Raw genomic sequence first — 24,694 nt, forward strand, 5'->3', positions numbered from 1 at the left:
CGTGCGCGGGAATGTCGTTTTCGATTTGGAAAAAGGCATTGTTGGTAACCCTGTAGGAAAGCTGATTTCTGCTAAATAATTGATTTTAAAAACGTAACATTTAACCGCTTTGCCATTGTCAGCGATTGGCAATGGCAAAGGGTTACTAAATGGCAGGAGGTATGAAACATGGCTTCATACGAATTAATTATTAGAAACGGGAGTATTGTCACATCGGAGTCAACCGTCCAGGGCGATATCGCCATAAAGGATGGGAAGATTAAAGAAGTATCCGTGGGCAAACCCCTGGAGGCAACAGCAGTTAAAGAGATTAATGCTGAAGGGCTTCATATCCTGCCTGGTTTAATTGACTCTCACGTCCATTTTAATGAACCGGGCAGAACCGAATGGGAAGGGCTTGAAACTGGTAGCAGAAGCCTCGCTGCAGGCGGTGTAACGACATTCTTTGATATGCCGCTGAACAGTACGCCACCAACCATTAACAAGGCTAATTTGGAGCTGAAAAGCTCAGCTGCAGATAAAAAGTCGATTGTTAATCCGCGTTTCTGGGGTGGGCTAGTGCCGGAAAACATTGCTGATCTTAAGGAACTTCATGAGAATGGCGTCATTGGATTCAAGGCATTCATGTCACCAAGCGGGATTGCTGATTTCGACAATGTTGATGATGAAACACTCTATAAGGGCATGAAAGAAATTGCATCCTTTGGCTCCCTATTAGCTGTTCATGCGGAAAGCACGGTTATTACTAATCAAATCGCACAAGAAAAGCAAAGCCAAGGCAGAATCACTGCACGAGATTATGTTGAATCCCGGCCGATTATTTCAGAAATTGAAGCGGTCAGAAGGGTAATCTCTTATGCTGAAGCAACTGGATGTAAACTCCATATCGTGCATGCGAGCAGCCGAAAAGTAGTCGAAGTTATCAAAGAAGCTCAACAAAGGGGTGTAGATGTAACAGTCGAAACATGCCCGCACTACCTATCTTTGACTGTTAAGGATTTGGAAGAAAAAGGAGCTTTGGCGAAATGCGCTCCTCCGTTAAGGGATGAAGAAGAAGTAGAAGATCTTTGGGCGGCTGTTGCTAACGGTGAAATCACTGTGATCGGTTCCGACCATTCACCCGCTCCGGCTTCCATGAAAAAAATAACAGACAACTATTTTGAAGGCTGGGGAGGAATCTCCGGTGCTCAGTCCACTTTGAATATTCTATTGACTGAGGGACACTTTAAACGGAATCTTCCATTAGAAAAAATCGTTGAACTGACTGCGACAAATCCGGCAAAACTGTTCGGGCTGACAACGAAAGGAACAATCGCGGAAGGCTACGATGCTGACTTGGCCATTGTTAACCTAAACGAAAGCTTTGAGCTAAAGAATGAAGATTTGTTCTACCGCCATAAGCACTCACCGTATGTTGGCATGACATTTAAAGGTAAAGTCAAAACAACGATTGTCAATGGCGAAATTGTCTTTGATAACGAAAAAATTATTGTTGATGGAAAAGAAGAAGTTAAAGCATAAGTAAAAAAACCAAAACCCGATATATGAGGGTTTTGGTTTTTTTTTACTCTTGGTTTTCATCTTCTTTAAGGATGGTTCCGATTACTAGAGCAACACGGATTCTCAGTGAATCTGCTGGATCACGAAAAGAACAGTTTAGCATTTCTTCTGTTTTCTCAATACGGTACTTAACCGTATTTCTATGGATATACAATCTCCTTGATGTTTCGGAAATTTCACATTGGGAATCAAGGTAAACTTGTATGGTTTTAACTAACTCCTGTTCTTCTTTTGTTTTTGGATATGCAAGTGACTTTAATGTATTTTCGTAAAGTGCTTTTAAATCCTTTTTAGGAACGGCGCTTAGTAATTCTTCAAGCTCTTTCGGTTTATAGAAATTTATGAATCCTAGCTTGTTCATTTCATATCCAGTCATTAATGCTTCCACCGCTTCGTGATAGGCAGTAGAAATGTCTTTTATTGAGAAGACTGGATTGCTCACTCCGAAGGAAATGGAATAATCAACCTGCAAGTTGGTTTGGCAATTCTCAATAAATCTGGTTAGATTATTCAAATCCGTTTCGCCAAATTTGGGGAATTGGAGAATCATGACAAAATATTTTTCTTTTGTAAATAAAATTGCTTCAATATTATTATGAACGATTTCGTCCTCAAGCTGATCGTAAATACTATTGTATAATTCTCCGACCTTTTTTTCATACAATTGCAATGACTCGTAATTCTGCCCTTTTTGGTCAATGGTGCAAATCATGCAAATATTATCCATGTTTTCTTTCAATCCGTAATAATTTCCACGGCTTAAAATCTCTTCCTCAGAGTTAATCCTCATTTCAATTAACTCATCAAAGAAATTATTTTTTAATAATCTCGAATTTTCTTCGATAGCTTGTTCTTTGATAATTGTAAATGAAATGACGTTCCCAGCCTGTTCAATCGCCATTTGTGAAGAGGGATAGGGCAAGGTTAAAGAATCAAAGATAACCAACATACTGGGATATAGCCGTTTGGTTTGTACTGGAAATGTAGAGATGGATTGATGGTCTCGTAGAGGGATCGTAAATGTCATGCCTTGCCGGGCAGCGACTAAATCTTCTTTAACTTTTTGAATGATTTCCCTTTCGACATTTTTCATCGATTCCATTCCAAAATCATGGCTAGAGGCGATTTTTTCTCCTCTGTGATTTAATAAAAGAGTTGGGCGGGACAAAAAATGTCCTAATTGTTCAATCAGTGCATTCAGGCTGTATCCTTTTATCATCATTTTGGAAAACTCTTTTTGAACATGCAGGGCATAATAAAGTTGCTCAGTTTCGTCATCATTTAAGTAATTCAAAATGTGGCGGGATACTTCACCTAAAGTATGTTTTGTAGGTAAATCTATAATTGGAAAAGCCAAGTCATCGGCAAGCAATTTAACTTCCGTTGGCAATTCATTTAAAAATCGATTAATTTTAATGACCATTCCCGAACAATTTAACGCATGCATTTGTTTTATCAACTCACACATTAGCTGTATATCGTCTTTAAACGCATACCCTGTTGTGAGAAGTAAATGATTGCTGTCTAAAAATTTGGTAACATCGGGTGTATCTGATATGTTAACGAATTGAACATTTCGTGTAAGCCCTCTGTGGCCAGCGAGGACCACACTCTCTTTCATACCTTCTAAAATAAATAAATCATTGATTGTTTTCATGATTATCCCTCATTTACTACCGATTAATTCGTGGTTTTACGTAAAATATATACAAAAAGCAAGTAAATTTTAGTTACTTTGAACAATGACAGTAGTCCTATTGTACCTTACACTTGTATATAAGGTAAAACAAAATGTTTATAGCAATTTCTTCAAGGAACTATTTAGTGCGGGGTGAATTGGTGATGAATTTAGTGCAAAGGAAATATAAAGAGAATTGCTGGCCTGCTCGCGCTTTCAGTGATGAAATATATAAAATCCTAAAAAGTAATCCTAATGGCTATGTCCATAGTATTTTTAACAATAGTTTTAACTTAGCTTTTGATAATTATTTAGTCCATGTTGGTCCTGTCGAAAACGGGTTATCTCCATTCAGTATTGGTTTGGTTCGTCATGATGTACAGCAGCTTATCATGAAGATAAGCAATAAACAGGAAGTAGCTTGGGATGTGCCATCAAAAACGATCGTTTTTTCTGAAGGAGCTTCCATTTCGTTAGAACAGGCAGAAGTGACAAATCATACGCTTGATGGGCATTATTATAATCCTCATCTCTTAAAAGAGAACTTTCTATTTGTTGCCGACACGCTGCTCGATGATTATTGGCAAACAGGCCTGGCAGAAAACAACGATGATAAAAGGATGTTAATCAAGTATTTGCTAGACCCTATATTTGACCAAAAGGATAATCTGATTCTGAAGGAATTGGACAACTTAAAAAAGCTTGCCCATGGCGAAGAAACGGCAGTAGCCGAAACCGTCTTTAATTATTGGATCGGAAGGGGCCTGGGGCTTACTCCAAGTGGGGACGATGTCATCACAGGAATTTGTGCGATCCTTTCTGCATTAAATGGAACAAATAAAGCTTTTCAGCAGCAGTTGAAATCCTATTTGGTGGAAAATGGCAGGAAGAGGACAACGCATATCGCGTTAGAATACCTTTTATATGCAACTGAGAGTAAATTTCACTCATATCTTATTCGGATGTGTTATGTCATGGATAAACCACGTGGGCCAGAGTTTTTGGCTGCTCTTGAAGACATGCGAAAAATAGGCCATACATCCGGGGCAGATACAATAATAGGGATGTTGGTAGGAATAAAAGCCACGGTTGATTATATTTAATGAAGGAAAAGCCATGCTAAGGATTATAAATGGTAAAACTGTTTATAAAAATGGTCATTACGTAAAAAGGCAGATTATCCTTCATCCACAGGAGGTAAAAAGGACTTTGAGTTTATCTCTTAGTCCTTTTTTGTTAAAAAGACTTAATTACATGCAGAAAGGTTCGTAATGCTCATGGAATTTAAAGTAAAAGATTTGTTGAAGGTCGCATCCCTGAAAGATGCTGTAATTCTCAGCGGGAAAAACAATTTGAATAAAGTGATAACTGGGGCAACGATCATGGAAGCGCCTGATATTACAGACTGGTTAAAAGGAGGGGAATTAATTTTAACCAGTCTTTACCCCATCCGAAATTTTAATGATGACCAACAAGAGCAATTCATTAATCGGTTAGCGGATAAGGGAGTAAGTGCCCTATTGATTAAAAACCTCCGTTTCGTGGATGGGATCCCGGAGATAATAATTAGAACGGGAGAAAAGAATGGGCTGCCAATCCTCCAGCTGCCAAAAGAGGTCCCTTATATAGATGTCATGTACCCAGTCATGGGGGAGATAGTGAATAATCAAGTAAAGAAGCTTCAATACTATAAAAATATCCATGATAAGTTTACTGCATTATCTTTAGCCGACGAAGGCCCGGAAAAAATAATTGAGACATTGGAAGGATTAATTGGGAATTCTGTTGCTTTATTTGACCGTAACTTCCATTGTATTACCTCAACCGAATCATCGATAACCAGATTCCAAATTGTCGAAAAAATCCCTTATTATGATCAAACGGAGGAAATAAAGTTTCCCCACTACCGGCAAATTGTAAAATATCCAGAATTGGATGGGCAAAAGGGCTACCAAATAGTCGTTCCAATTGAAACAGTTAACAATATCAAAACATATTTATTAATAAGTGAAATGAATAAACCTCTAGAAGAGCTCGATTTTATTGCTGTCGAAAATGCCGCAACCGCGCTCTCGCTTGAATTAGTGAAACAATTTGCGGTAGCGGAAGTGGATAAAAGATTTAAAAATGATTTATTAGAAGAGTTAATTGAGGGGAAAATTCGATCTACCGCCTTTTTCCAGAATGCCAATTTAATTGGCTGGGATATAGAAGGTTCATTTGTGGCGGTTTTGTTCAAAATTAGCAAAAATAATGGGCCGCTTTCAAAGAAACAGATTAAGCGTGGGATGTCAAATCGAAATGAGACATTGCTTTATGAGGCAATTCACAAGCACTTGCCAAATTGTATTGTAGGCAGTAAAAGCGGCTTAGTGGTGATACTTTGGAAAATAGAAGAGGATGAAAAAAATAATTATGTATGGATGGATAAAATAAAAGAAACGGCAGCAAAAATTCAACAATCTCTAAAAAAACAACACAACCAGATCGTTGTTCAAGTTGGTTTGGGGAATTTAGCAAATGGAATACTCAAGGTTGGCGAAAGTTATAAAAAGGCTCAAGAAGCGCTGGAACTTGGAGAGATTTTAAATGGAAAGGAAGCCATTACAGCGTATTCTGAATTAGGGATTTATAGGCTTCTTTGCGAATTTGATGATCCAGCCCTTTTACAGACGTTCATCCCGCCTTCTCTCAACAAGTTATTGAGTTACCCGCAGTCGAATAAAAATGATTTGTTGGAAACATTAAAAATCTTTTTAGAGTGTAACCAAAATGCTACTAAAGTATCTCAGCTTCTCTATATACACCATAAAACCGCGGTTTATCGTTTAGAAAGAATTAAAGAAATAACTGGAATGAATTTTGATGATTCGGAGGAACTGTTATCCGTACAAGTAGGACTAAAAATTATCGATCTTCTAGAACGAAAAAAAATGTATAAAGACTGAATTCGCCTAAATTGATAATTATGCCGAACACCCGGGTAATAAAGCCGGATCCCCGGATAATCTTGCCGAACACCCGGGTAATAAAGCCGAACACCAGGGTAATCTTGCCGAACACCCGGATAATTTTGCCGAACACCCGGATAATCTTGCCAAACCCCGGATAATAATGCCAAACCCCCGGATAATCTTGCCGAACCCCCGGATAATCTTGCCAAACATCCGGGTTTCCTCTAAACGACTTAATGTAGAGATATTTAAAGAGAATTGAAGGAAGATTAAATAGTAAGCAAGCAAAGGCTTACTATTTTTTCGTGTTTCCAGACGAGTGGATAATCTTAGGACTCTCTTTACATCATAAGTCTATGGAACATTGTTTTTTTTGGAACTATTCGTCATCTTCATTGTATATAGTGCACTAAAATTAATGGTGTTTTTGTCCACTTTGCAAATTGAAAGAAACATGAGAAAGTTGTACATTATAATTTGTGAGCAAACAGTTATCCTAAAAAAGTAATTGTTTTCCGTTTGGAGTGAAATTTCTACGAATCCGTGGAGGTGAAAATACCTCCACCGTTTGAAGTTTTATTTTATGCCATATAGAAGGAGGAGAACAGGAAATGGAATTACCTGTGAATATATTGATGTGGGTAATGGCGGTCTTACCTATAGCAATACTTATCGTACTAATGATTAAATTCCAGTGGGGAGCTGCCGAAGCGGCACCAATTGGACTATTGGCGTCATTTATCATTTCCATCGTTTTTTATAAATCCGATCTTCAATTGATTGGATTGGAAAGTGCAAAAGGGATATGGACTTCACTTACAGTTATCGCGATTATTTTGCCTGCGATTCTGATATATGAAGTAACCACCGAGGCAAAAGCATTCGATTCTATCCGGATCGGATTAAAAAAGTTTACTTCAAACCAACTACTTCAAATTTTCGCTATCGGTTGGGTGTTTGCTAGCTTTTTACAGGGTATCACTGGTTTTGGGGTACCTATTGCAGTCTGTGCTCCATTATTAGTCGGGCTCGGAGTAAGGCCTCTATGGGCTGTAGTTATTTCTTTATTAGGGCAGGCTTGGGGGAATACGTTTGGAACTCTTGCTGTAGCTTGGGATGCGCTAGTTGCCCAAACAGGCCTTCAAGGTTCCACTTTAGTGGAAGCTGCTATTTGGGCTTCTTTATTCATTTGGATAATCAATATTGCTACAGGAATTATGATTAGCTGGGTCTATGGCCGAATGGAAGCTGTTAGGAAAGGACTTCCAGCAGTATTGATCATTTCGCTCATCCAAGGTGGAGGACAAATGGTTCTTTCACAGGCAAATCCTTCATTAGCTGCATTTATTCCATCATTGCTGTCACTTGTAGCTATTCTTTTCATAGGCAAACTTAAAATGTACAGAAATTCATGGAGTATTCAGGATAGTAAAATGATGCTTGGCCAAGAAGAGGGAAACAAGCAACAAGACGAATCGGATACAAAAGGCTTACTTACAATGAATCAAGCTTTTTTCCCTTTTTACGTATTAACCGCTATTACGTTGCTGGTCTTACTGGTCAATCCACTAAAAGAGTTTTTAAATCAGTGGCAGTTAGGCCTTAGCTATCCTGAGACATCGACTGGATATGGCGTGGTGAACCATGCTTATGACCTCTATTCGCCTGTTATGCCATTAACGAATTCAGGGTTATTTCTGCTTCTTGCCGCAATCATCGGTTTTGTCTATTTCAAGAGTAAAGGAAAAATCGAAAAAGGCGGAGGAACACGGGCTGTGAGGAGAACAATCGAAAAATCGATTCCCTCTACGATTGCCGTAATCGGACTGATTATAATGTCCAAGATCATGGGCGGATCTGGCCAAACAACCGAACTTGCCATGGGAACTGCCGGAGTGATGGGCCAGACTTACGTAATGTTGGCACCAGCTATTGGCGTTCTTGGATCATTTATGACTTCAAGTAATATGTCCTCGAATATTTTATTAGGTGGGTTCCAACAGGCGACTTCACAGCTTTTGAATATAAATGAAGCTGCAATATTGGGGTCTCATACAGCTGGTGGGGCGCTTGGTTCCGTTTTTTCACCAAGTAAAATCATCCTTGGGACAACAACAGCCGGAATTCTAGGCCAAGAAGGACTTGTCTTAAAAAAGATATTGCCTTTTGTTATCATTATCGCGATTTTGATGGGGATAATACTAACGATTGCTACACAGTTTATTTAAAGTGGTGATAAGATATGAGAGAATTTTTTTCAACTAAAATTGGACAACAAACAATTGCCACACTTGTTACGCTGTTTTCCTTCCTGTTTCTATATTCAGGAGGAACTCAGGGTAATAACGGGGTGTTGATGATAGGTATCGTCTTGATGCTTGGGGGAATGTTGGCTGTTCCAGTCATAGGGTTTAGGCATGCAAAAAAAAGCCCGAAATAAGAACAACCAAAGGGGTAAGCATCCTCGAAAACTAGGACAGTGAAAGCTAGGCTTTCCTTTTGTATCCGAATCTCCTAAGTCAATGTAAAAAACAAAAAATCACAACATGCGGTGCTCAACATAAAGAGCCGCAAACTATGATCGGACGAATGGATTAGTGAGAGGCGCATGAATAACTTTATGCGCCTGCTCTATTTTATCCATTGCAGATAAATCGTGGAAACCTATTACCAGCCACGCACCCTTTTATCTATTTAGGATAAAAGCGATGAATCATCTTTATCCATTCATCATAAAGACTATCCCGTTCAATACGCTTACAATTATAGGTGGCAAGAAACTGGCATTCAAATGGATCTATGTTTGTCCGTGCGGTTAGTATTAGCGTTAGTTGGAACAATAAGAGGGATGTTTTGAAAACAGTTTCTAAATTGAACTATTTTACATAATGAGGAAAGGTAGATGGAAGTTGGGTAACATACTAAAAGCAACCGGGAAACAGCTTGAAGCACTGGCTGAAGAAACGGCCCAAAAGCTTGAATGGCTAGGTAGCTTCGGGGCGGATTTCGAAGGTGGAGTATCACGTCTGCTTTATTCAAAAGAATGGGTCGAGGGCCAAAATGCCCTGAAAGAATGGATGGAAAACGAAGGCCTTGAAGCTCACTTTGATGAGGTCGGAAATCTATTCGGTAAATTAAAAGGAAAAAACACGGACGAAACAATCTTGACTGGCTCGCATGTCGATACAGTTAAAAATGGCGGCCGATACGATGGGGCATATGGGATCGTCGCTGGTATATTGGCACTAAAATACTTGAAAGAACAGTTTGGCCAACCACTGCGCAACATTGAAGTCGTTTCAATGGCTGAAGAAGAAGGTAGCCGTTTCCCTTACACGTTTTGGGGTTCTAAAAACATTGTTGGGTTAGCAAAACGTGAAGATGTCGAAACCATAACAGATTTTGATGGTGTTCCATTTGTCAAAGCAATGTCTGATGCCGGGTTTGGTTTCAAGGACGAATCAAAAGGGCCGCGCAATGACTTAAAAGCTTTCGTCGAAGTTCATGTTGAACAAGGGAATGTCCTGGAAACTGAAAAGAAATCAGTTGGGGTTGTCCATAGTATTGTTGGCCAAAGGCGCTACACTGTTGAAATCACAGGCCAGGCTAACCATGCTGGGACAACGCCCATGGGCTATAGAAAAGACGCGGTCTTTGCAGCAAGCCAGATGATTGTTGAAATTGTCTCCATGGCAAAGGAAGCTGGGGATCCGCTTGTCGCAACAGTTGGTAAAATCGAGGTTCAGCCAAACATTGTAAACGTCGTTCCGGGAAAGGCTATTTTCACCATTGATGTTCGCCATACGGATAAAGAAGCGATTGTGTCCTTCACGGAAAAAATGACTGCCAGAATGAATGACATTTCAAAAGAGCATGAAGTTGAAACAGCAATCGATATGTGGATGGATGCGGATCCGGTCCCAATGGATCCAACGGTTGTGGAACTTATTGAAAAACAATGTAAAGAAAATGGCCTCAATTATAAGCTAATGCACAGTGGCGCAGGACATGACTCACAAATTTTTGCACCGGTTGTGCCTACAGCCATGCTTTTTGTGCCAAGCCTAAAGGGAATTAGCCACAATCCGGCGGAATTTACAGAGCCCGCTGATTTGGCGGAAGGTGTCAAAGCACTGATTGGCGCCCTTTATGAATTGGGGTACAAAGAGTAATCAATGTGCAACGCAACTAGTTATTAAAGGTTTTAAACCATTTTATAAAACTATTTGTAAAAAGGAGAATGTAAAGATGGGTTATCCAAAGGATTTACTTTCAAGCAGGTCAATTATTAAACACGGCAAATATGCTCTTATTGCACCAGAGGGCCTAGTTAATAACGTTGTCCCTGGTTTTGAAAATTGCACAATGTCCATTTTGGGTTCACCGAAATTGGGTGCAAGCTTCGTGGATTATATCATCACAATGCACGAAGGAGGCAAAAATAGCGAAGGTTTTTGTGGACAGGAAGATGTTGAGTCTTTTGTCTACGTCCTAGGTGGAAAAGTGAAGGCAACTGCCGATGGCAAGGAGTACATATTGCAGGAAAGCGGCTATCTCTATTGCCCGCCAGGAGTGAAAATGTATTTGGAAAATGTTGAATCCGGCGATTCCCGCCTATTCTTGTACAAACAAAAATATAAGCCACTAGAAGGCCGTAAGCCATGGGTTGTTTCCGGCCATGCGAATGATATTGAATATAGGGATTACGATGAAATGCATAACGTTCACATCAAAGACCTATTGCCGATGGACCTCGATTTTGATATGAACTTCCACATCCTATCATTCGACCCAGCAGCAAGCCATCCATTTATTGAAACACATGTCCAAGAGCATGGTGCGTACCTGCTGTCCGGAGAAGGTATGTATAATCTTGATAACGAATGGATTCCGGTTAAAAAAGGCGATTACATCTTTATGGGCCCTTATGTCCATCAGGCTGCTTATGCGGTTGGAAGAGAACCATTAACATATGTTTACTCAAAAGATTGTAATCGGGATGCATCATTATAATATTCCCAACGAAGAGGTGTCACCATGAGATTATCTAGAGAGGACTTGAAAAGTCTAATCCAAAATAAGCTTCACAAAGCCGGCCTAAACGAGGACCACGCCGAAATAGCCGCTGACGTTCTTGTTTTTGCAGATGAAAGAGGGATTCATTCCCACGGAGCCATGCGTGTGGAGTACTATGCTGAAAGAATCGCAAAGGGCGGGATTAATACAAATCCTGACTTTAAGTTCGAGAAAACCGGCCCAAGTACGGGCATCTTCCATGGCGATGGCGGGAATGGCCATGCTGCCGCAAAGCTGGCTATGGACGAAGCAATCAAAATGGCAAAAGAAAATGGCGCTGCGATCGTTGGGGTTAGAGATATTTCCCATAGCGGAGCAATATCCTATTTTACTCACCAAGCAGCGGACCAAGATATGATTGGTATTTCCGTATGCCAATCCGATCCAATGGTTGTTCCATTCGGTGGTGCTGAGCCTTATTATGGCACGAACCCAATTGCCTTTGCCGCTCCAAGCAGCGACGGCAGGAAGATTACTTTGGACATGGCGACAACTGTCCAGGCGTGGGGGAAAATTCTTCATGCCAGATCAAAGAATGAATCGATTCCCGAAACATGGGCTGTAGATAAAAACGGACAACCAACGACTGATCCGTTCAGTGTGAACGCATTATTGCCAATTGCCGGGCCTAAGGGCTACGGTCTTGCAATGATGGTTGATGTGCTGTCTGGAATACTGTTAGGACTCCCATTCGGTAATAAAGTTAGTTCTATGTACGAAGATTTAACTGAATACCGGAAATTGGGACAACTCCATATTGTCATCAATCCAGCATTCTTTACAGGTATAACCGGCTTCAAGAAAGATATAACACAAACCATGGAAGACTTGAATCAGATTAAACCTGCCCCAGGTTTTTCAAAGGTTCTTTTCCCTGGACAGAATAACGATCTTGTCATAGCAGATTATAAGGAAAACGGGATTGAAATCGTGGACGATATCCATGAATATTTAACCTCGGATGTCATTCATAACAACCAATATGATCATAAAGACCCGTTTGCTAAATAATTATTAGAATTGGTAGTAGATAAGCTCGATAGGGTAACCAACGTTAGGGGTGAGCAGGAATGAGATTGTCTAAAGAGCAATTGAAGGATTTAATCACAACAAAGCTCCAGAAGGCTGGATTAACAGAAGAGCATGCGGGCGTAGTAGCGGACGTGCTTGCTCATGCTGATGCAAGAGGTGTTCACTCTCATGGCGCAATGCGAGTGGAATATTATGCCGAAAGAATTGCTAAGGGTGGAATCAATAATAACCCGGAGTTTACGTTTGAAAAAACGGGTCCATGTACAGCAGTTTTTGACGGTGATAATGGAGCAGGGCATGTCGCGGCAAAGTTTGCTATGGATGAGGCCATAAAAATGGCCAAGGAAAATGGAGTCGCTGTGGTAGGTGTCAGGAGAATCGGCCATAGCGGTGCGCTTTCCTATTTTGTTCAACAGGCTGTCAATGAGAATTTGATTGGGATTTCCGTATGCCAGTCCGATCCGATGGTTGTACCTTTTGGCGGATCGGAGCCTTATTACGGAACAAATCCAATTGCTTTTGCTGCACCAGGGAAGGACGGCAAGCATATTACATTCGATATGGCGACAACCGTACAGGCCTGGGGAAAAATTCTTCATGCCAGATCGAAAAATGAATCCATTCCTGATACATGGGCTGTCGATAGCAACGGAGAGCCAACAACCGATCCATTTAAAGTAAATGCATTATTGCCTATTGCCGGTCCAAAGGGTTACGGGCTAATGATGATGGTTGATGTTTTATCTGGAATATTGCTTGGCCTTCCGTTTGGAAACAAGGTTTCTTCAATGTACCATGATCTGACTGAGTATCGGAACCTTGGACAGCTACATATTGTTATTAATCCTGAATTTTTCACAAACCTCAATGCATTCCAAGAAGGCATTGCAACGACGATGAAGGATCTTAATAGCATTAAGCCCGCTCCTGGCTTTGATCAAGTTTCTTATCCTGGCCAAAGAAGTGCTGAAAGGGAGAAGAAATATGAAGAGGACGGCATTGAAATAGTAGACCATATATACGAGTACTTAAAGTCCGATGTGGTCCACAACAATGCTTATGACAATAAAAGTCCTTTTGCAAAGTAAAAGCAGAAGAAGGAAGGGTGGTCTCATGCGAGATGCCACCCTTCTTACATGGCGATTTTCTATATAGGTTGAAATGAATTCTAGTTTGAGGATGTAAATTGATTGGAGCGGAGGGCACCGACTCCAGCGGGATGCAGCGGCAAGGTGGAGACCCCACAGGCGCTAGCGCCGAGGAGGCTCCACTGACGCCCCGCGGAAAGCGTGTGCCTGGAGTGGAAATCAACCGCAAGGTTTACAAATTTTGATTCAACCTATATAGCTCAATTAGGCAGCTTTTTTTTCAAAAAGAAAAATTACAATAAGAGGTGCGTGAACCAATGCTATATACCATTATTAAAGAGAATTCCTACCAGGATTCTGTTAACTTAATGCTTCTCACAAATAAAATCTCGACAATGGACGGAATCAACAAGGTCCAAATTATGATGGGGACTCCAGCCAATAAGGATATTTTCAAAAGCTCAGGCCTTTACACTGAAGAGCTTGAAAAAGCAGCTGCCAACGACATGTGTCTTGTTGTTGATACCGACCAGGAAGAAAAGATCCAAGAAGTACTTGATGAAGTTGATAACTACTTAAACAATCAGGCAATCAGCAGCAGTAAAGAAGAATTTGAAACAGTACGTACATGGGATAAGGCAGTTAAGGCTCTACCAAGTGCAAACATCGCTTTGATTTCAACACCTGGGCAATATGCGGCAGAAGAAGCGGACAGGGCGCTTGACAACGATTTGCATGTCCTTATCTTCAGCGACAACGTTTCAATTGAAGATGAGCGCCGCCTCAAAGAGAAAGCCCATGATAAAGGCCTTCTCGTAATGGGACCTGACTGTGGAACGGAAATTTTGTCTGGCGTTCCGCTTGCGTTTGCGAATGTTGTTAAGCAAGGAAATATTGGACTCGTTGGTGCTTCCGGAACAGGTATTCAGGAAGTTACTGTCCAAATCGACCGGCTTGGCGGCGGAGTAACTCATGCCATCGGAACAGGCGGCCGTGACCTATCTGATAAGATTGGCGCCATCACAATGATCGATGCAATTAAAGGACTTGAAGCACATAAGCAAACAGAAGTGATTGGAATCGTCTCCAAGCCACCAGCAAAAGAAGTCCGTGACCAGGTAGTTGAATTGCTTCAAAGCCTATCTAAACCTGTTGTCGCTATCTTCCTTGGTGAAGAGCCACACAATCATGAAGGAAACATCTACTATGCGAATACCCTTGAAGAAACAGCAGCAATTGCGGTAGACCTTGCAAAAGGAAATCCTGTAAAAGGAAACTACAACAAACTTGTTGGAGAAGTACCTGCTGTTGACTTGAAACCAGAACAAAAAACGATTAAAGGCCTTTATTCCGGCGGTACGTTAGGATATGAAGCAGCGACCCTTATTAGCAGAGGCCTTGGCCTTGGCAAGAGTGACTCCCATGAGGAAGGTTACTTGTTAAAAGCAAACGGTTATGAAGTCGCTGACTTGGGTGACGATATTTATACTCAAGGAAAGCCACATCCAATGATCGATCCTGATACACGAGTGAAATTCTTCCAAAAGGCTGCAGAGGATGAGTCTACAGCGATTATCCTGTTTGATGTTGTACTTGGTTACGGGTCACATGAGGACATGGCGGGCGCGTTGCTGCCAGCAATTCAAAAAATCCAAAGCAATGCGCGTGAAAACGGCAAAAACATTTACTTTGTTGCGACTGTATGTGGTACGGAGCAAGACCCACAAAACATTCAGGAGCAAAAATCAAAGCTTGAACAAGCGGGTGTAATTTTACGAGACAGCAATAACCAAGCGATCCGCACGGCTCTTGCAATGCTTGATATCCGGATTGAAGAGAAGGATAAAGAATTGGTTTCTGGCAAAGCAGCTGCAAAAGCGGAAATCAACGTTTCCTCGGCTATCGAGAAATTATTGAACGAGAAACCGAATGTTGTCAACGTTGGCCTGAAGAAATTCGTCACTGCTATTACAGAAAACGGCGGTAGGGCTGTTCAATTCGATTGGCGTCCAGTAGCTGGCGGTAACGAGAGAATGCGTAAAGTCCTAAGTGTTCTTCGTTAATCCAATCGTAAATTACACTAACGTGAAAATCAGGAGGAAACAAAATGTACGGACAATTTAAAACAATTGATGAAGCAAACCGCGCAGTAATCGATAAAGTTGTATCAAGTGCACCTTTCTTAGTAGATGTAGTGCCTGCAAAATCTGTCATTCAAGAATTAAACGGAAAGGTCCTACTTCATGCAGGACCACCAATCAAGTGGGAAAACATGACAAGCCCGATGCAAGGATCTTGTGTAGGAGCTGCATTATTCGAAGGATGGGCGGCTAATGCTGAAGAAGCATTTAAACTGTTCGAGAATAATGAAGTTGAATTTATCCCATGCCACCATGTAAATGCTGTCGGCCCAATGGGTGGGATTACATCCGGCAATATGCCAGTTTTTGTTGTAGAAAATCGTGACGGCGATAATCAAGCATACTGCACAATGAATGAAGGTATTGGTGCGGTCCTGCGTTTCGGTGCATATTCTGATGAAGTAATCAACCGATTGCAATGGTTCAGGGATGTACTTGGCCCGATCCTGGCTAAAGCGCTAAAAGTTAAAGGTGACGGATTAAACATTAACGTTATGATGGCGAAAGCAATTACAATGGGTGATGAGTTCCACCAACGTAATATTGCTGGATCGCTTATTTTCCTAAAAGAAATCACTCCGTATATTTTAAAAACAGATGCATCTGAAAAGGATAAAGAAGACGTTATTCAATTCCTGGCTGATACAGACCAGTTCTTCTTGAATATTGCGATGGCGACAACTAAGGCTGTAATGGACACTGCCCGTAAAATCCAACATGGAACAGTTGTAACAGCAATGTGCCGTAACGGTTATGAATTCGGTATCCGAATTGCCGGCATGGGTGACCAATGGTTTACAGCACCTGTAAATACGCCGCAAGGTTTGTTCTTTACAGGTTATGATCAAAGCTTGGCTTGCCCTGACATGGGTGACAGTGCCATTACTGAAACATTCGGGGTAGGCGGCTTTGCAATGATTGCTGCACCTGGGGTTACTCGCTTCGTAGGCGCTGGCGGTATGGACGATGCAGTTAATACAAGTAATGAAATGATGGAAATTTGTATTGACCATAACCCGAACTTCTCTATTCCTACTTGGGACTTCAAAGGTTCCGCACTTGGAATCGACGCAAGGAAGGTAGTTGAATTGGGTATCGAACCGATCATCAACACTGGTATTGCACATAAAGAAGCGGGAGTTGGACAAATCGGTGCGGGTACTGTCCGCGCGCCACTGGCTTGCTTCGAAAAAGCAATCGATGCTTACGCAGTAAAGCTTGGCCTAATTGAAGCTCAATAATAAAGTTCTTGATGGAGAGGGAAAGGAAAAACGATTCCTCTCCTCCTTTTATGATGAAGAACATTTTTTTGAAAATTTGGAATAAATGATTGCTTCTAGAACTAAATAGGTTGAGGAAAGTCAGTAAATTTAAAAACAGGAGAGATAACATAATGAGCAAAATTGTTTTAGCCATCGGTGGAAACGCCATTATCAAAGAAGGCCAAAAGGGCACACTCGAAGAGCAGAAAAAAAATATCGATGAAAGCTGTGAACCTGTTCTAGGCCTAATCGAGCAAGGGAATACAGTTGTAATCACTCATGGCAATGGGCCACAAGTTGGAAACTCATTAATTAAAAACCAAATGGCTGAATCCGTGGTACCAGCTTATCCGCTTGATGTTTTAGACGCTGAGACTCAAGGAAATCTTGGATATTTGATCCAACAAGCATTTAGAAATAAAATGGTTGAACGTAATATCCAGAAAACAGTTGCGACAGTTGTTACTCAAGCGGTTGTTTCTAAAGACGACCCAGCTTTCTCTAACCCGACTAAACCAATCGGGCCATTTTACACAAAAGAAGAGCTGGACAAAATTCTTGAAACGGAAGAGATTTCTTACATTGAGGATAGCGGCAGAGGATACAGACGTGTCGTTGCTTCTCCAAAGCCAGTTACAATTGTTGAAAAAGAAGCCATTCAAGCGTTGCTTGATAAAGAAATTACGGTCATTACAGCTGGCGGCGGCGGCATCCCTGTTATCGAGGAAAATGGGAAGCTGCAGGGAACGAATGCAGTTATTGATAAGGATTTCGCAAGTGCGCTTCTGGCTGCTGAAATCAATGCAGATTATCTATTCATCCTGACTGGTGTTGAGCAGGTTGCGATCCACTTTGGAACACCTGAACAAAAAAATCTATTTGAAATGACCATTGATGAAGCATTGCGTTATATGGAAGAAGGCCATTTTCCAAAAGGAAGCATGGGACCAAAAATCGAAGCTGCGATCCTGTTCTTGAAAAAAGGCGGTAAAAACGTCATTATTACATCTATGGATAAGCTTCAAGATGCCCTGGAAGGTAAAACTGGCACACGCATAACTCTATAATCGAAAAAAAGGTTTGGTTTTTATACAAGGCAATCCTTTTTGAAAGTCGACAAAAGCCCGTGAGAGGAATATCCTCTTTCGGGCTTTTGATTTGGGTTTCGATAAATTGATGATATACGCTACAGGCACTTCGCTTTCTGAGGGGTGTCAAAGCAACTACCTGTAATGCCTTCAGAGAAGCTTTTTTGAAATACTTCATGCAGATTTGCGACGAGCTGATGACAGCTTCCTCGAATATGCTTTGGCGCAGGAGCAGTAACGAGCCTCCTTGGCGTAGTGAAATGTTGAAGGTTCACAATAGAGACGGGAACCTTTCAATTGATCCAAGAAGGATTAACCGCCTTTTTTATTTAATTCTTTATTTAGACAAACAGGGCAGATATGCTCAATAAGGAAATATGTATTTTTTGGTGACCGATTTATTTGAACGGTCTTTTTTTCTTGACGTTATATCCCCCCTGGGAGGATATTTATAGAAAAGGGAGGATAAGTTGTGGCTAATGATCATGAACATAACCACGAACATAAGCAAAGAAAGAATGTGATTAACCGTCTTTCTATAATTGAAGGTCATATAAAGGGAGTAAAACAAATGGCTATTGAAGGGCGTGATTGCCCAGAAATTCTTCTGCAAATTGCTGCTATTAGAAAAGCACTTGATAACACAGCCAAACTAATATTAACGGACCATATGGAAAACTGTCTTGTTAATGCTGTTCACGAAGGAAACGAAGATAAAGTGCTATCAGATATAAAAAAGGCACTAGATAATTTTATCCGTTAGGGAGAGAGATGGATGAAAGAAGAGATTGAAGTAAAGCCGAATACAACAACTAAACAGAAACTTGCAGTGATACTTGCTTTGGCAGTTCCAGCCATGATTGAGAATATCCTGCAAACAATAGTGGGTTTTGTGGATACATTGTTTGTAGCACAATTAGGTTTAAATGAAGTAACTGCGGTGGGAGTGGCGAATGCGATATTAGCTGTGTATATTGCTATTTTTATGGCGATAGGGGTAGGGACATCATCCCTGATTGCCCGAAACATTGGGGCAGGGGATATGATTAAAGCGAAATCAATTGCCCGTCAATCAACTTTCATTTCGGTAATTGCAGGATTGGTTTTTGGACTTATATCGTTGTTTTTCAGTGAGCAATTGCTTCGGTTGATGGGAGCGGAATCTAAGGTACTAGCAGACGGTGTTACTTATTTTAGGATTGTCGCAATACCATCCGTTTTCATTTCATTGATGTTTACGTTTGGTAGCATACTTCGTGCTGCGGGTGATACTAAAACACCGATGAAAGTCGCTTGGTGGATCAATATTATCCATATTGGTTTAGACTACATACTGATTTTCGGCATTTTTGGCTTCGATGGTTTCGGAGTAGCTGGTGCTGCTTGGGCTACGGTTATTGTTCGAATCATTGGAACTGCCGCCTTGTTTTATTACATTAAAAAGTCAAAGGTATCCTTTACTTTCTCAGGTTCCCGATCAAATGAAGAAGCCAAAGCCATTCTAGCTTTATCGACACCAGCTGCAATTGAGCGGTTGATTATGCGGCTTGGGCAGGTATTGTATTTCGGGCTTATTGTTAAAATTGGTGCGGATACGTATGCTGCCCACTCCATAGCGGGAAATATTGAAATGTTTGCGTACATGCCTGGCTATGGACTGGCAGTTGCAGCTACTACACTAGTCGGTCAAAGTATTGGAGCTAAGAGAACAAAAGAGGCATACCAGTACGGGATGCTGACTACATGGGTTGCAGTGGTTTTTATGTCTGTTATTGGGGCATTTTTGTTCTTCTTATCACCATGGTTTGCGACATGGTTCACGACAGATAAAAACGCTGTGGACATGGTAGTCACCGCATTAAGGATTGATGCATTTGCACAACCTGCCCTGGCGTTTGGATTGGTGTTGGCGGGAGCTTTACAAGGGGCAGGAGATACAAAAAGCCCTATGTACAGTACTGCTATTGGAATGTGGGTTATTCGTGTATTAGGAGTCTATATATTAGGCATCCACTTCGGTTTGGGAATAGCGGGTATTTGGTTATCAATTCTGGTTGATTTATACGTTCGGGCAATTTTCCTATTTTATCAATTTAGAGGATTATCAAAATTACCATTGTATGCTCAATTAAAAGTAAAGTAAGACGGTACAGCGACGAACCTTAGACAAGGAAAGTCGCCTTTTTTATTAAGATTGTGAAATATTGTACCCAAACTAAACGGGTGCTTATGTACAACAACGCCCTAATATAAAGAAAGCTCACAGCATAAAGTCTATGAGCTTTCAGCTTGCGTACTAAATGATTTTCAGGGACTAATTCTAATTCATAGATGGTCAGATTTCAAATTGTTCACGTTTTTTCCAATTAATAAAGACTATAGACAAACCCGCAACTCCTGCGAATTCATCTAAGTCTGAGAGTTCAGAGCTTTGAGCTTTTTTACGATAGTAACATGGATATTTATTAATGACCACTCTAGGCATGATAGAAATAGTGGCTTAATTGAATACCATCCCGCCATCAGTCAGGATATTTTGCCCTGTGATGTAATCAGAATTTGAGGAAGCCAGGAATGATACTAAATTGGCTACATCTTCTGGGGTTTGAGGGCGGCCAAGCGCAATGCCTTGTGTGAATTTGGAAAATGCTTCTCCTTTTTTCGTCCCCATATGTTCCATCATTTTTTCGTCCAAACGTTCCCACATACTCGTTCCTACTATTCCTGGGCAGTATGAGTTAACGGTGATCTTATGTGGTGCAAGTTCCTTCGCGGCTGTTTGTGTCAACCCTTTTACTGCAAATTTAGTAGCGGAGTATACTCCCAGCATCTCAAAGCCTTCCTGGCCTGCGATAGAACAAGCATTAATGATTTTGCCGCCGGTCCCTTGCTTGATCATTTGGTTCGCAGCTGCCTGAATGCCATAGATTACACCTTTAACATTAACATCTAAAGTAAAATCGACCGATTTAGGTTCTACTTTAGTTAGAGGTGCCACTTGGCCTTCCACTCCAGCATTATTAATAAAAACATCTACGCTCCCGAAAGTATCGACTGCGTGCTGAACAAGTGCTCTTTGGTCTTCAGGATTTGTAACATTCCCAACAAATGATGTAACTTTAAATCCTTTATCTTTAAGTTCTGTCTCAGTTTCTTTTACCGTTTTTTCATTAAGATCACTTAATACGATTGCAAACCCTTCATTCGCTAAGCGTTCCGCTAATGCTTTCCCTATTCCTTGGCCGGAACCTGTAATAACTGCTACTTGTTGTGTAGTCATTGTGCCGTATTCCTCCTAGTCTTTTTGAATGGTTCATTAGCTGCTAATTAGTATTCTAGAATACATTTTAAGTATAAGCCTTAATTTTTTGTTTTTTCAAACAAAGTGCCTACCCGTGTTTTTAAAATAACTTTTTTGGAGGATTCTACTTTTGTAACCCGGCCTTTTTTTCTCCCATTCAAATGAAATGTTCCATACAATTGGTTCTTTTGATTAAGGTAAATGTTAGTGGTTCTCAACTGCTAGCAGTTGAGAGTCGCCATCAAGCTGATATTATGTTATACTATTATTATTGCGGAAAAATTTCTACAAATAGAAGGAGGGGAGTAAGGATTTTTTTAAAAAATAAAATAAGCTAATAAAAACACATTCTGTTATCCTTCAAAAACCGGCATTCTTTTTTTGGGAGGGTAGAGTGGAATGTGAAAAATTAAACGAATGAAGGAGACAGTCTGTGTAGAGCACTTTGAAAGGATGATTGCATGAGTGTAAACCAGACAACAGATCTCACAGTAGAACAAGACGATTATTCATATGACAGGGTTCCGGTTGAAAAACGGAACATGGGGTGGTTTAGTGTAACCAACATAACATTTGGCATTGCCACCGCGATTTTTTATTTTCAAACAGGTAGTGTTATGGCACTTCAGTTTGGCGCAATGAACGCCATTATTTCAGCCATTTATGCCATCGTGATAGCGGGAGTCTTAGGAACAATCATTGCCTATTTATCCGCGAAATCAGGGATGAACGTAAATCTTATGTCAAGACAAGGTTTTGGATATATTGGTGCTTCGTTAACCTCTTTAATATACGCATCCAATTTCATCATGTATTGTGCATTTGAAGGTATGATTCTCGTTACCGCTGTACATGCATATTTCCCCGCAATTCCATTATGGCTTCTAATTATCGTTTTTGGATCAATTGTCATCCCCCTAAATTGGTTCGGCATTAAACAATTAGACAAGCTACAGAAATGGTCATTACCGATCTTCGGTATCTTCTTAATTACCACAATAATCGTCGCCTTCAATACCCCATCTAAATTCGGTGGGCAATTTTGGACATATCTGCCAGATGGTGTGCAGATTGGCGGAACAGCATTGCTTTTATGTATAGGAATGCAGCATGGCATAATGGGGTTAACAGCTTTAATCGCGTCAGATTATGCGCGTTTCCTTAAGCCTAAAGATATTAAACTTGGGTCCTTTATGATTGGATTTATACCACAGGTTTTCTGTTTTGGTATCATGGGTTTGCTTGGAATATGGTTTGGTGTCCGGTTAGCCGAATCGAATCCGGGTGTCTATATTGTCACACTTCTTGGACTAGGTGGAGTCGTTTTTACGATGTTAACGCAATTGCGTATTAACATTACAAATATTTATAGTGCTTCCCTGTCATTGTCCAATTTTTTTGAGAATGTATTTCATTTCAAACCCGATCGACGTTTTTGGGTTGTGTTCTCAGCTGTCGTTTCAATCGTGTTGATGCTGGGCGGCATTCTCGATCATTTAGCCAGTGCGATGACATTCCAGGGAGTTCTGTTAATGGCATGGGCCGCTATTTTGGTCACAGATGCATTAGTTGTGAAAAAGCTTTTAAAAATTGTCCCGCCAGAATACGAAGCGAGACAGGATAAGTTATACAAATGGAATCCAGTAGGGGTTCTGCCTTTACTTATTTCCAGTGTGATTGGAACAATTGCAGCATTAGGATACATGGGGCTGTTCTTGCAAAATACGGCGACTTTCTTTGCTGCGATATTAGCCTCTATCCTTACAGTTGTTACAGCCGTTTATACGAAGGGCAAATACTACAGTAAAGCTTACTCAAGAAATGTACATGTGAAAAAAGAAAGACAAATGTACACAACTCCAAGAGAAAAGACCAGTTGATTAATCGGGGACGGTTCTTGCTTGCCTATTGGCAAATGAGAGCCGTCCTGCTTTTTTGGTTTTAACATTTTCATAAAAGTAGCACAACAATCCTATGATTGTATAATGAAAAATAGAGGTTTGCTCGTAGGCGAATGGATTTTGAAAGTTCTATAGCTATCCAATTTAATAATTTTAAGGGAGAAGAAAATGAAGGAACGGATCGCAATTTCATGGAGCGGTGGAAAGGACAGCTGTTTCGCACTTTATAAGCTTTTGCAAAGCGATGAGTACATCGTCGATTCCCTTTTTACAACAATAACCGAGGAATACAGCCGGGTCAGCATTCACGGCGTTAGAGAAAGCTTGTTGGACAAGCAGGCGGAAAGCCTCGGTTTCCCGTTGCGGAATCTGTACATACCAGCCAACTGTTCAAATGAGGTTTACCAGGCGAGGATGAGCGGAATGCTGGAGTCGCTGAAAAAAGACGGGGTTACTGCGGTGATGTTCGGCGATATCTTGCTGGAGGATGTAAAGGAATTCCGGGCAGATCAGGTACGGGAACACGGATTGAAGGGGGTATTTCCGCTTTGGGGCAAGAACACGGTAGACTTGATTCAGGAGTTTTTATCGCTTGGTTTTGAAACGATTACCACCTGTATCGATACCGAAAAACTGGATTCCCCGTTTCTTGGCAGAGTGATTGATGAACGATTCCTGAATGAGCTGCCAGCAGCAGTCGACCCGTGCGGGGAAAACGGCGAATTCCATACGTTTTGTTTTGACGGGCCGCTGTTTAAACGCAAAGTTGATTTTACAATAGGTGAAAAGGTGGACAAAGGCCGATTCCATTTTTGTGATTTACGATAATCCACTTAGTAAAATAAGAACCGCTTATAGTTTAATGTTGTCCGCCGTATTTTATAATCCGAAATTTACATCATTTGTACTATACATAAATGGCTCGCCCGTTAATATATCTAGAGTAACTCCATCTTTTTCGGAGACGCTTGGGCTGTGGACAGTTTTCCATATATCATAACGGGTGGTGGGGTGTATGTCGTATTCAAGCTTTATCCGTTTCACCGGTTTGTGTGGGATTATTGCGGGGCTTCTGTTCGTTTCGCTGTCGGTCTGGTACAACATTTCAATGGAAGCATTCGGTTCGTATGTGGATTTGATTGGCATGCTGCTATTGCTTTTCGCACTTATTGGGATTTATCTTGTTAATGCTAAGAACTTCGGAAACTTGGGCTTTGGTGTATTTCTATTAGCTTTTTTCGGGGCTGCGATGTGGACCGGGCACAGCTGGGTAAACGCGTTCATTGTGCCTGTCCTTGAGGAAAGCGCCCCGGCAATCCTGGATAAGCCGCCGGCATTATTGATGGTGGGGGTATCGTTGTCACTTTATCCATTTTTTATCGGGCTTCTTTTATTCGGTTTGCTTCTTGCCTTGAAAGGGATTCTTCCGAAGTGGCCAGGCATTATTATGGCACTCGTTCCAATCCTGGATTTTGTCCCGTATGGATCCTATGTGGCACAGCCTCTCGCCGGTGTTGCAATCCTCTGGCTAGGGTGGGTGCTCTGGAAAGAAAAGTACAATAAAACGGCGATATACGGCGGCAGTTAATCATTCCGCAAATGGAAAAATTTGA

General features: G+C 41.0%; 20 protein-coding genes. 18 read left to right on the forward strand and 2 right to left on the reverse strand.

Annotated elements, in window-relative coordinates:
* The first annotated feature begins 168 nt into the window (after positions 1-168).
* Positions 169-1,521, forward strand: a complete 1,353-nt coding sequence (locus tag RB160_RS00005) for an allantoinase (protein ID WP_316568166.1) — start codon at positions 169-171, stop codon at positions 1,519-1,521.
* Between the two features lie 43 nt (positions 1,522-1,564).
* On the opposite strand, the gene RB160_RS00010 is transcribed toward RB160_RS00005, so the two are convergent.
* The gene (locus tag RB160_RS00010) at positions 1,565-3,217 is read right to left on the reverse strand and encodes a PucR family transcriptional regulator (RefSeq protein WP_316568167.1); all 1,653 of its coding nucleotides are present in this window, start codon (positions 3,215-3,217) and stop codon (positions 1,565-1,567) included.
* 185 nt (positions 3,218-3,402) lie between these two features.
* Here RB160_RS00010 and RB160_RS00015 point away from each other — a divergent pair, with 185 nt between their 5' ends.
* The 14 genes from RB160_RS00015 (at position 3,403) to RB160_RS00080 (ending at position 20,022) form a co-directional block, all read left to right on the forward strand.
* Positions 3,403-4,341 carry an oxamate carbamoyltransferase subunit AllH family protein gene (locus RB160_RS00015; protein WP_316568168.1) on the forward strand — a complete coding sequence of 313 codons (939 nt, stop codon included), beginning with the start codon at positions 3,403-3,405 and terminating at the stop codon, positions 4,339-4,341.
* 174 nt (positions 4,342-4,515) lie between these two features.
* A complete protein-coding gene (locus RB160_RS00020) occupies positions 4,516-6,186 on the forward strand; it encodes a PucR family transcriptional regulator (RefSeq protein ID WP_316568169.1) in 1,671 nt (556 codons plus the stop codon).
* Positions 6,187-6,803: 617 nt separating this feature from the next.
* The gene (locus RB160_RS00025; protein WP_316568170.1) at positions 6,804-8,420 is read left to right on the forward strand and encodes an L-lactate permease; all 1,617 of its coding nucleotides are present in this window, start codon (positions 6,804-6,806) and stop codon (positions 8,418-8,420) included.
* A 14-nt stretch (positions 8,421-8,434) separates the two neighbouring features.
* On the forward strand, positions 8,435-8,632 hold the full coding sequence (locus tag RB160_RS00030) for a hypothetical protein (protein ID WP_316568171.1): 198 nt from the start codon (positions 8,435-8,437) through the stop codon (positions 8,630-8,632).
* A gap of 469 nt (positions 8,633-9,101) precedes the next feature.
* A complete protein-coding gene (gene allC, locus RB160_RS00035) occupies positions 9,102-10,364 on the forward strand; it encodes an allantoate deiminase (RefSeq protein WP_316568172.1) in 1,263 nt (420 codons plus the stop codon).
* 76 nt (positions 10,365-10,440) lie between these two features.
* A complete protein-coding gene (allE, locus tag RB160_RS00040) occupies positions 10,441-11,205 on the forward strand; it encodes a (S)-ureidoglycine aminohydrolase (RefSeq protein ID WP_066201913.1) in 765 nt (254 codons plus the stop codon).
* Between the two features lie 24 nt (positions 11,206-11,229).
* Positions 11,230-12,279, forward strand: a complete 1,050-nt coding sequence (gene allD, locus RB160_RS00045) for an ureidoglycolate dehydrogenase (protein WP_316568173.1) — start codon at positions 11,230-11,232, stop codon at positions 12,277-12,279.
* 59 nt (positions 12,280-12,338) lie between these two features.
* Complete coding sequence (gene allD / locus RB160_RS00050; RefSeq protein ID WP_316568174.1) at positions 12,339-13,388, forward strand: ureidoglycolate dehydrogenase; 1,050 nt, start codon at positions 12,339-12,341, stop codon at positions 13,386-13,388.
* A 98-nt stretch (positions 13,389-13,486) separates the two neighbouring features.
* Positions 13,487-13,633 carry a hypothetical protein gene (locus RB160_RS00055; RefSeq protein ID WP_316568175.1) on the forward strand — a complete coding sequence of 49 codons (147 nt, stop codon included), beginning with the start codon at positions 13,487-13,489 and terminating at the stop codon, positions 13,631-13,633.
* A 72-nt stretch (positions 13,634-13,705) separates the two neighbouring features.
* Positions 13,706-15,451: an acyl-CoA synthetase FdrA gene (gene fdrA / locus RB160_RS00060; protein WP_316568176.1), complete on the forward strand. Its 1,746-nt coding sequence runs from the start codon at positions 13,706-13,708 to the stop codon at positions 15,449-15,451.
* A gap of 44 nt (positions 15,452-15,495) precedes the next feature.
* Positions 15,496-16,770, forward strand: a complete 1,275-nt coding sequence (locus RB160_RS00065) for a YlbE family protein (RefSeq protein WP_316568177.1) — start codon at positions 15,496-15,498, stop codon at positions 16,768-16,770.
* A 152-nt stretch (positions 16,771-16,922) separates the two neighbouring features.
* A complete protein-coding gene (gene arcC / locus RB160_RS00070; RefSeq protein WP_316568178.1) occupies positions 16,923-17,858 on the forward strand; it encodes a carbamate kinase in 936 nt (311 codons plus the stop codon).
* 493 nt (positions 17,859-18,351) lie between these two features.
* Positions 18,352-18,642, forward strand: a complete 291-nt coding sequence (locus RB160_RS00075) for a metal-sensing transcriptional repressor (RefSeq protein WP_316568179.1) — start codon at positions 18,352-18,354, stop codon at positions 18,640-18,642.
* A gap of 12 nt (positions 18,643-18,654) precedes the next feature.
* On the forward strand, positions 18,655-20,022 hold the full coding sequence (locus RB160_RS00080; RefSeq protein WP_316568180.1) for an MATE family efflux transporter: 1,368 nt from the start codon (positions 18,655-18,657) through the stop codon (positions 20,020-20,022).
* Positions 20,023-20,379: 357 nt separating this feature from the next.
* Here RB160_RS00080 and RB160_RS00085 read toward each other — a convergent pair whose 3' ends face one another.
* Positions 20,380-21,159 (reverse strand): acetoin reductase, encoded by a 780-nt coding sequence (locus RB160_RS00085; protein WP_316568181.1) that lies wholly within the window; start codon positions 21,157-21,159, stop codon positions 20,380-20,382.
* A gap of 482 nt (positions 21,160-21,641) precedes the next feature.
* Between RB160_RS00085 and RB160_RS00090 the strand changes: the two genes are divergently transcribed.
* The 3 genes from RB160_RS00090 (at position 21,642) to RB160_RS00100 (ending at position 24,669) form a co-directional block, all read left to right on the forward strand.
* Positions 21,642-23,060, forward strand: a complete 1,419-nt coding sequence (locus RB160_RS00090) for a purine-cytosine permease family protein (RefSeq protein WP_316568182.1) — start codon at positions 21,642-21,644, stop codon at positions 23,058-23,060.
* Between the two features lie 189 nt (positions 23,061-23,249).
* Entirely contained in the window at positions 23,250-23,909 is a 660-nt protein-coding gene (locus RB160_RS00095; protein WP_316568183.1) for a Dph6-related ATP pyrophosphatase, read from the forward strand.
* A gap of 187 nt (positions 23,910-24,096) precedes the next feature.
* Positions 24,097-24,669, forward strand: a complete 573-nt coding sequence (locus RB160_RS00100; RefSeq protein ID WP_316568184.1) for a hypothetical protein — start codon at positions 24,097-24,099, stop codon at positions 24,667-24,669.
* The last annotated feature ends 25 nt before the right edge of the window (positions 24,670-24,694 follow it).

This window comes from Neobacillus sp. YIM B06451 (assembly GCF_032667185.1).
Classification (GTDB): Bacteria; Bacillota; Bacilli; order Bacillales; family Cytobacillaceae; genus Bacillus_D.

Coding starts and splice junctions, on each gene's coding strand:
- RB160_RS00005 (WP_316568166.1), top strand. CDS start 169: ATGGCTTCATACGAATTAATTATTAGAAACGGGAGTATTGTCACATCG.
- RB160_RS00010 (WP_316568167.1), bottom strand. CDS start 3,217: ATGAAAACAATCAATGATTTATTTATTTTAGAAGGTATGAAAGAGAGT.
- RB160_RS00015 (WP_316568168.1), top strand. CDS start 3,403: ATGAATTTAGTGCAAAGGAAATATAAAGAGAATTGCTGGCCTGCTCGC.
- RB160_RS00020 (WP_316568169.1), top strand. CDS start 4,516: ATGGAATTTAAAGTAAAAGATTTGTTGAAGGTCGCATCCCTGAAAGAT.
- RB160_RS00025 (WP_316568170.1), top strand. CDS start 6,804: ATGGAATTACCTGTGAATATATTGATGTGGGTAATGGCGGTCTTACCT.
- RB160_RS00030 (WP_316568171.1), top strand. CDS start 8,435: ATGAGAGAATTTTTTTCAACTAAAATTGGACAACAAACAATTGCCACA.
- allE (WP_066201913.1), top strand. CDS start 10,441: ATGGGTTATCCAAAGGATTTACTTTCAAGCAGGTCAATTATTAAACAC.
- allD (WP_316568173.1), top strand. CDS start 11,230: ATGAGATTATCTAGAGAGGACTTGAAAAGTCTAATCCAAAATAAGCTT.
- allD (WP_316568174.1), top strand. CDS start 12,339: ATGAGATTGTCTAAAGAGCAATTGAAGGATTTAATCACAACAAAGCTC.
- fdrA (WP_316568176.1), top strand. CDS start 13,706: ATGCTATATACCATTATTAAAGAGAATTCCTACCAGGATTCTGTTAAC.
- RB160_RS00065 (WP_316568177.1), top strand. CDS start 15,496: ATGTACGGACAATTTAAAACAATTGATGAAGCAAACCGCGCAGTAATC.
- arcC (WP_316568178.1), top strand. CDS start 16,923: ATGAGCAAAATTGTTTTAGCCATCGGTGGAAACGCCATTATCAAAGAA.
- RB160_RS00080 (WP_316568180.1), top strand. CDS start 18,655: ATGAAAGAAGAGATTGAAGTAAAGCCGAATACAACAACTAAACAGAAA.
- RB160_RS00085 (WP_316568181.1), bottom strand. CDS start 21,159: ATGACTACACAACAAGTAGCAGTTATTACAGGTTCCGGCCAAGGAATA.
- RB160_RS00090 (WP_316568182.1), top strand. CDS start 21,642: ATGAGTGTAAACCAGACAACAGATCTCACAGTAGAACAAGACGATTAT.
- RB160_RS00095 (WP_316568183.1), top strand. CDS start 23,250: ATGAAGGAACGGATCGCAATTTCATGGAGCGGTGGAAAGGACAGCTGT.
- RB160_RS00100 (WP_316568184.1), top strand. CDS start 24,097: ATGTCGTATTCAAGCTTTATCCGTTTCACCGGTTTGTGTGGGATTATT.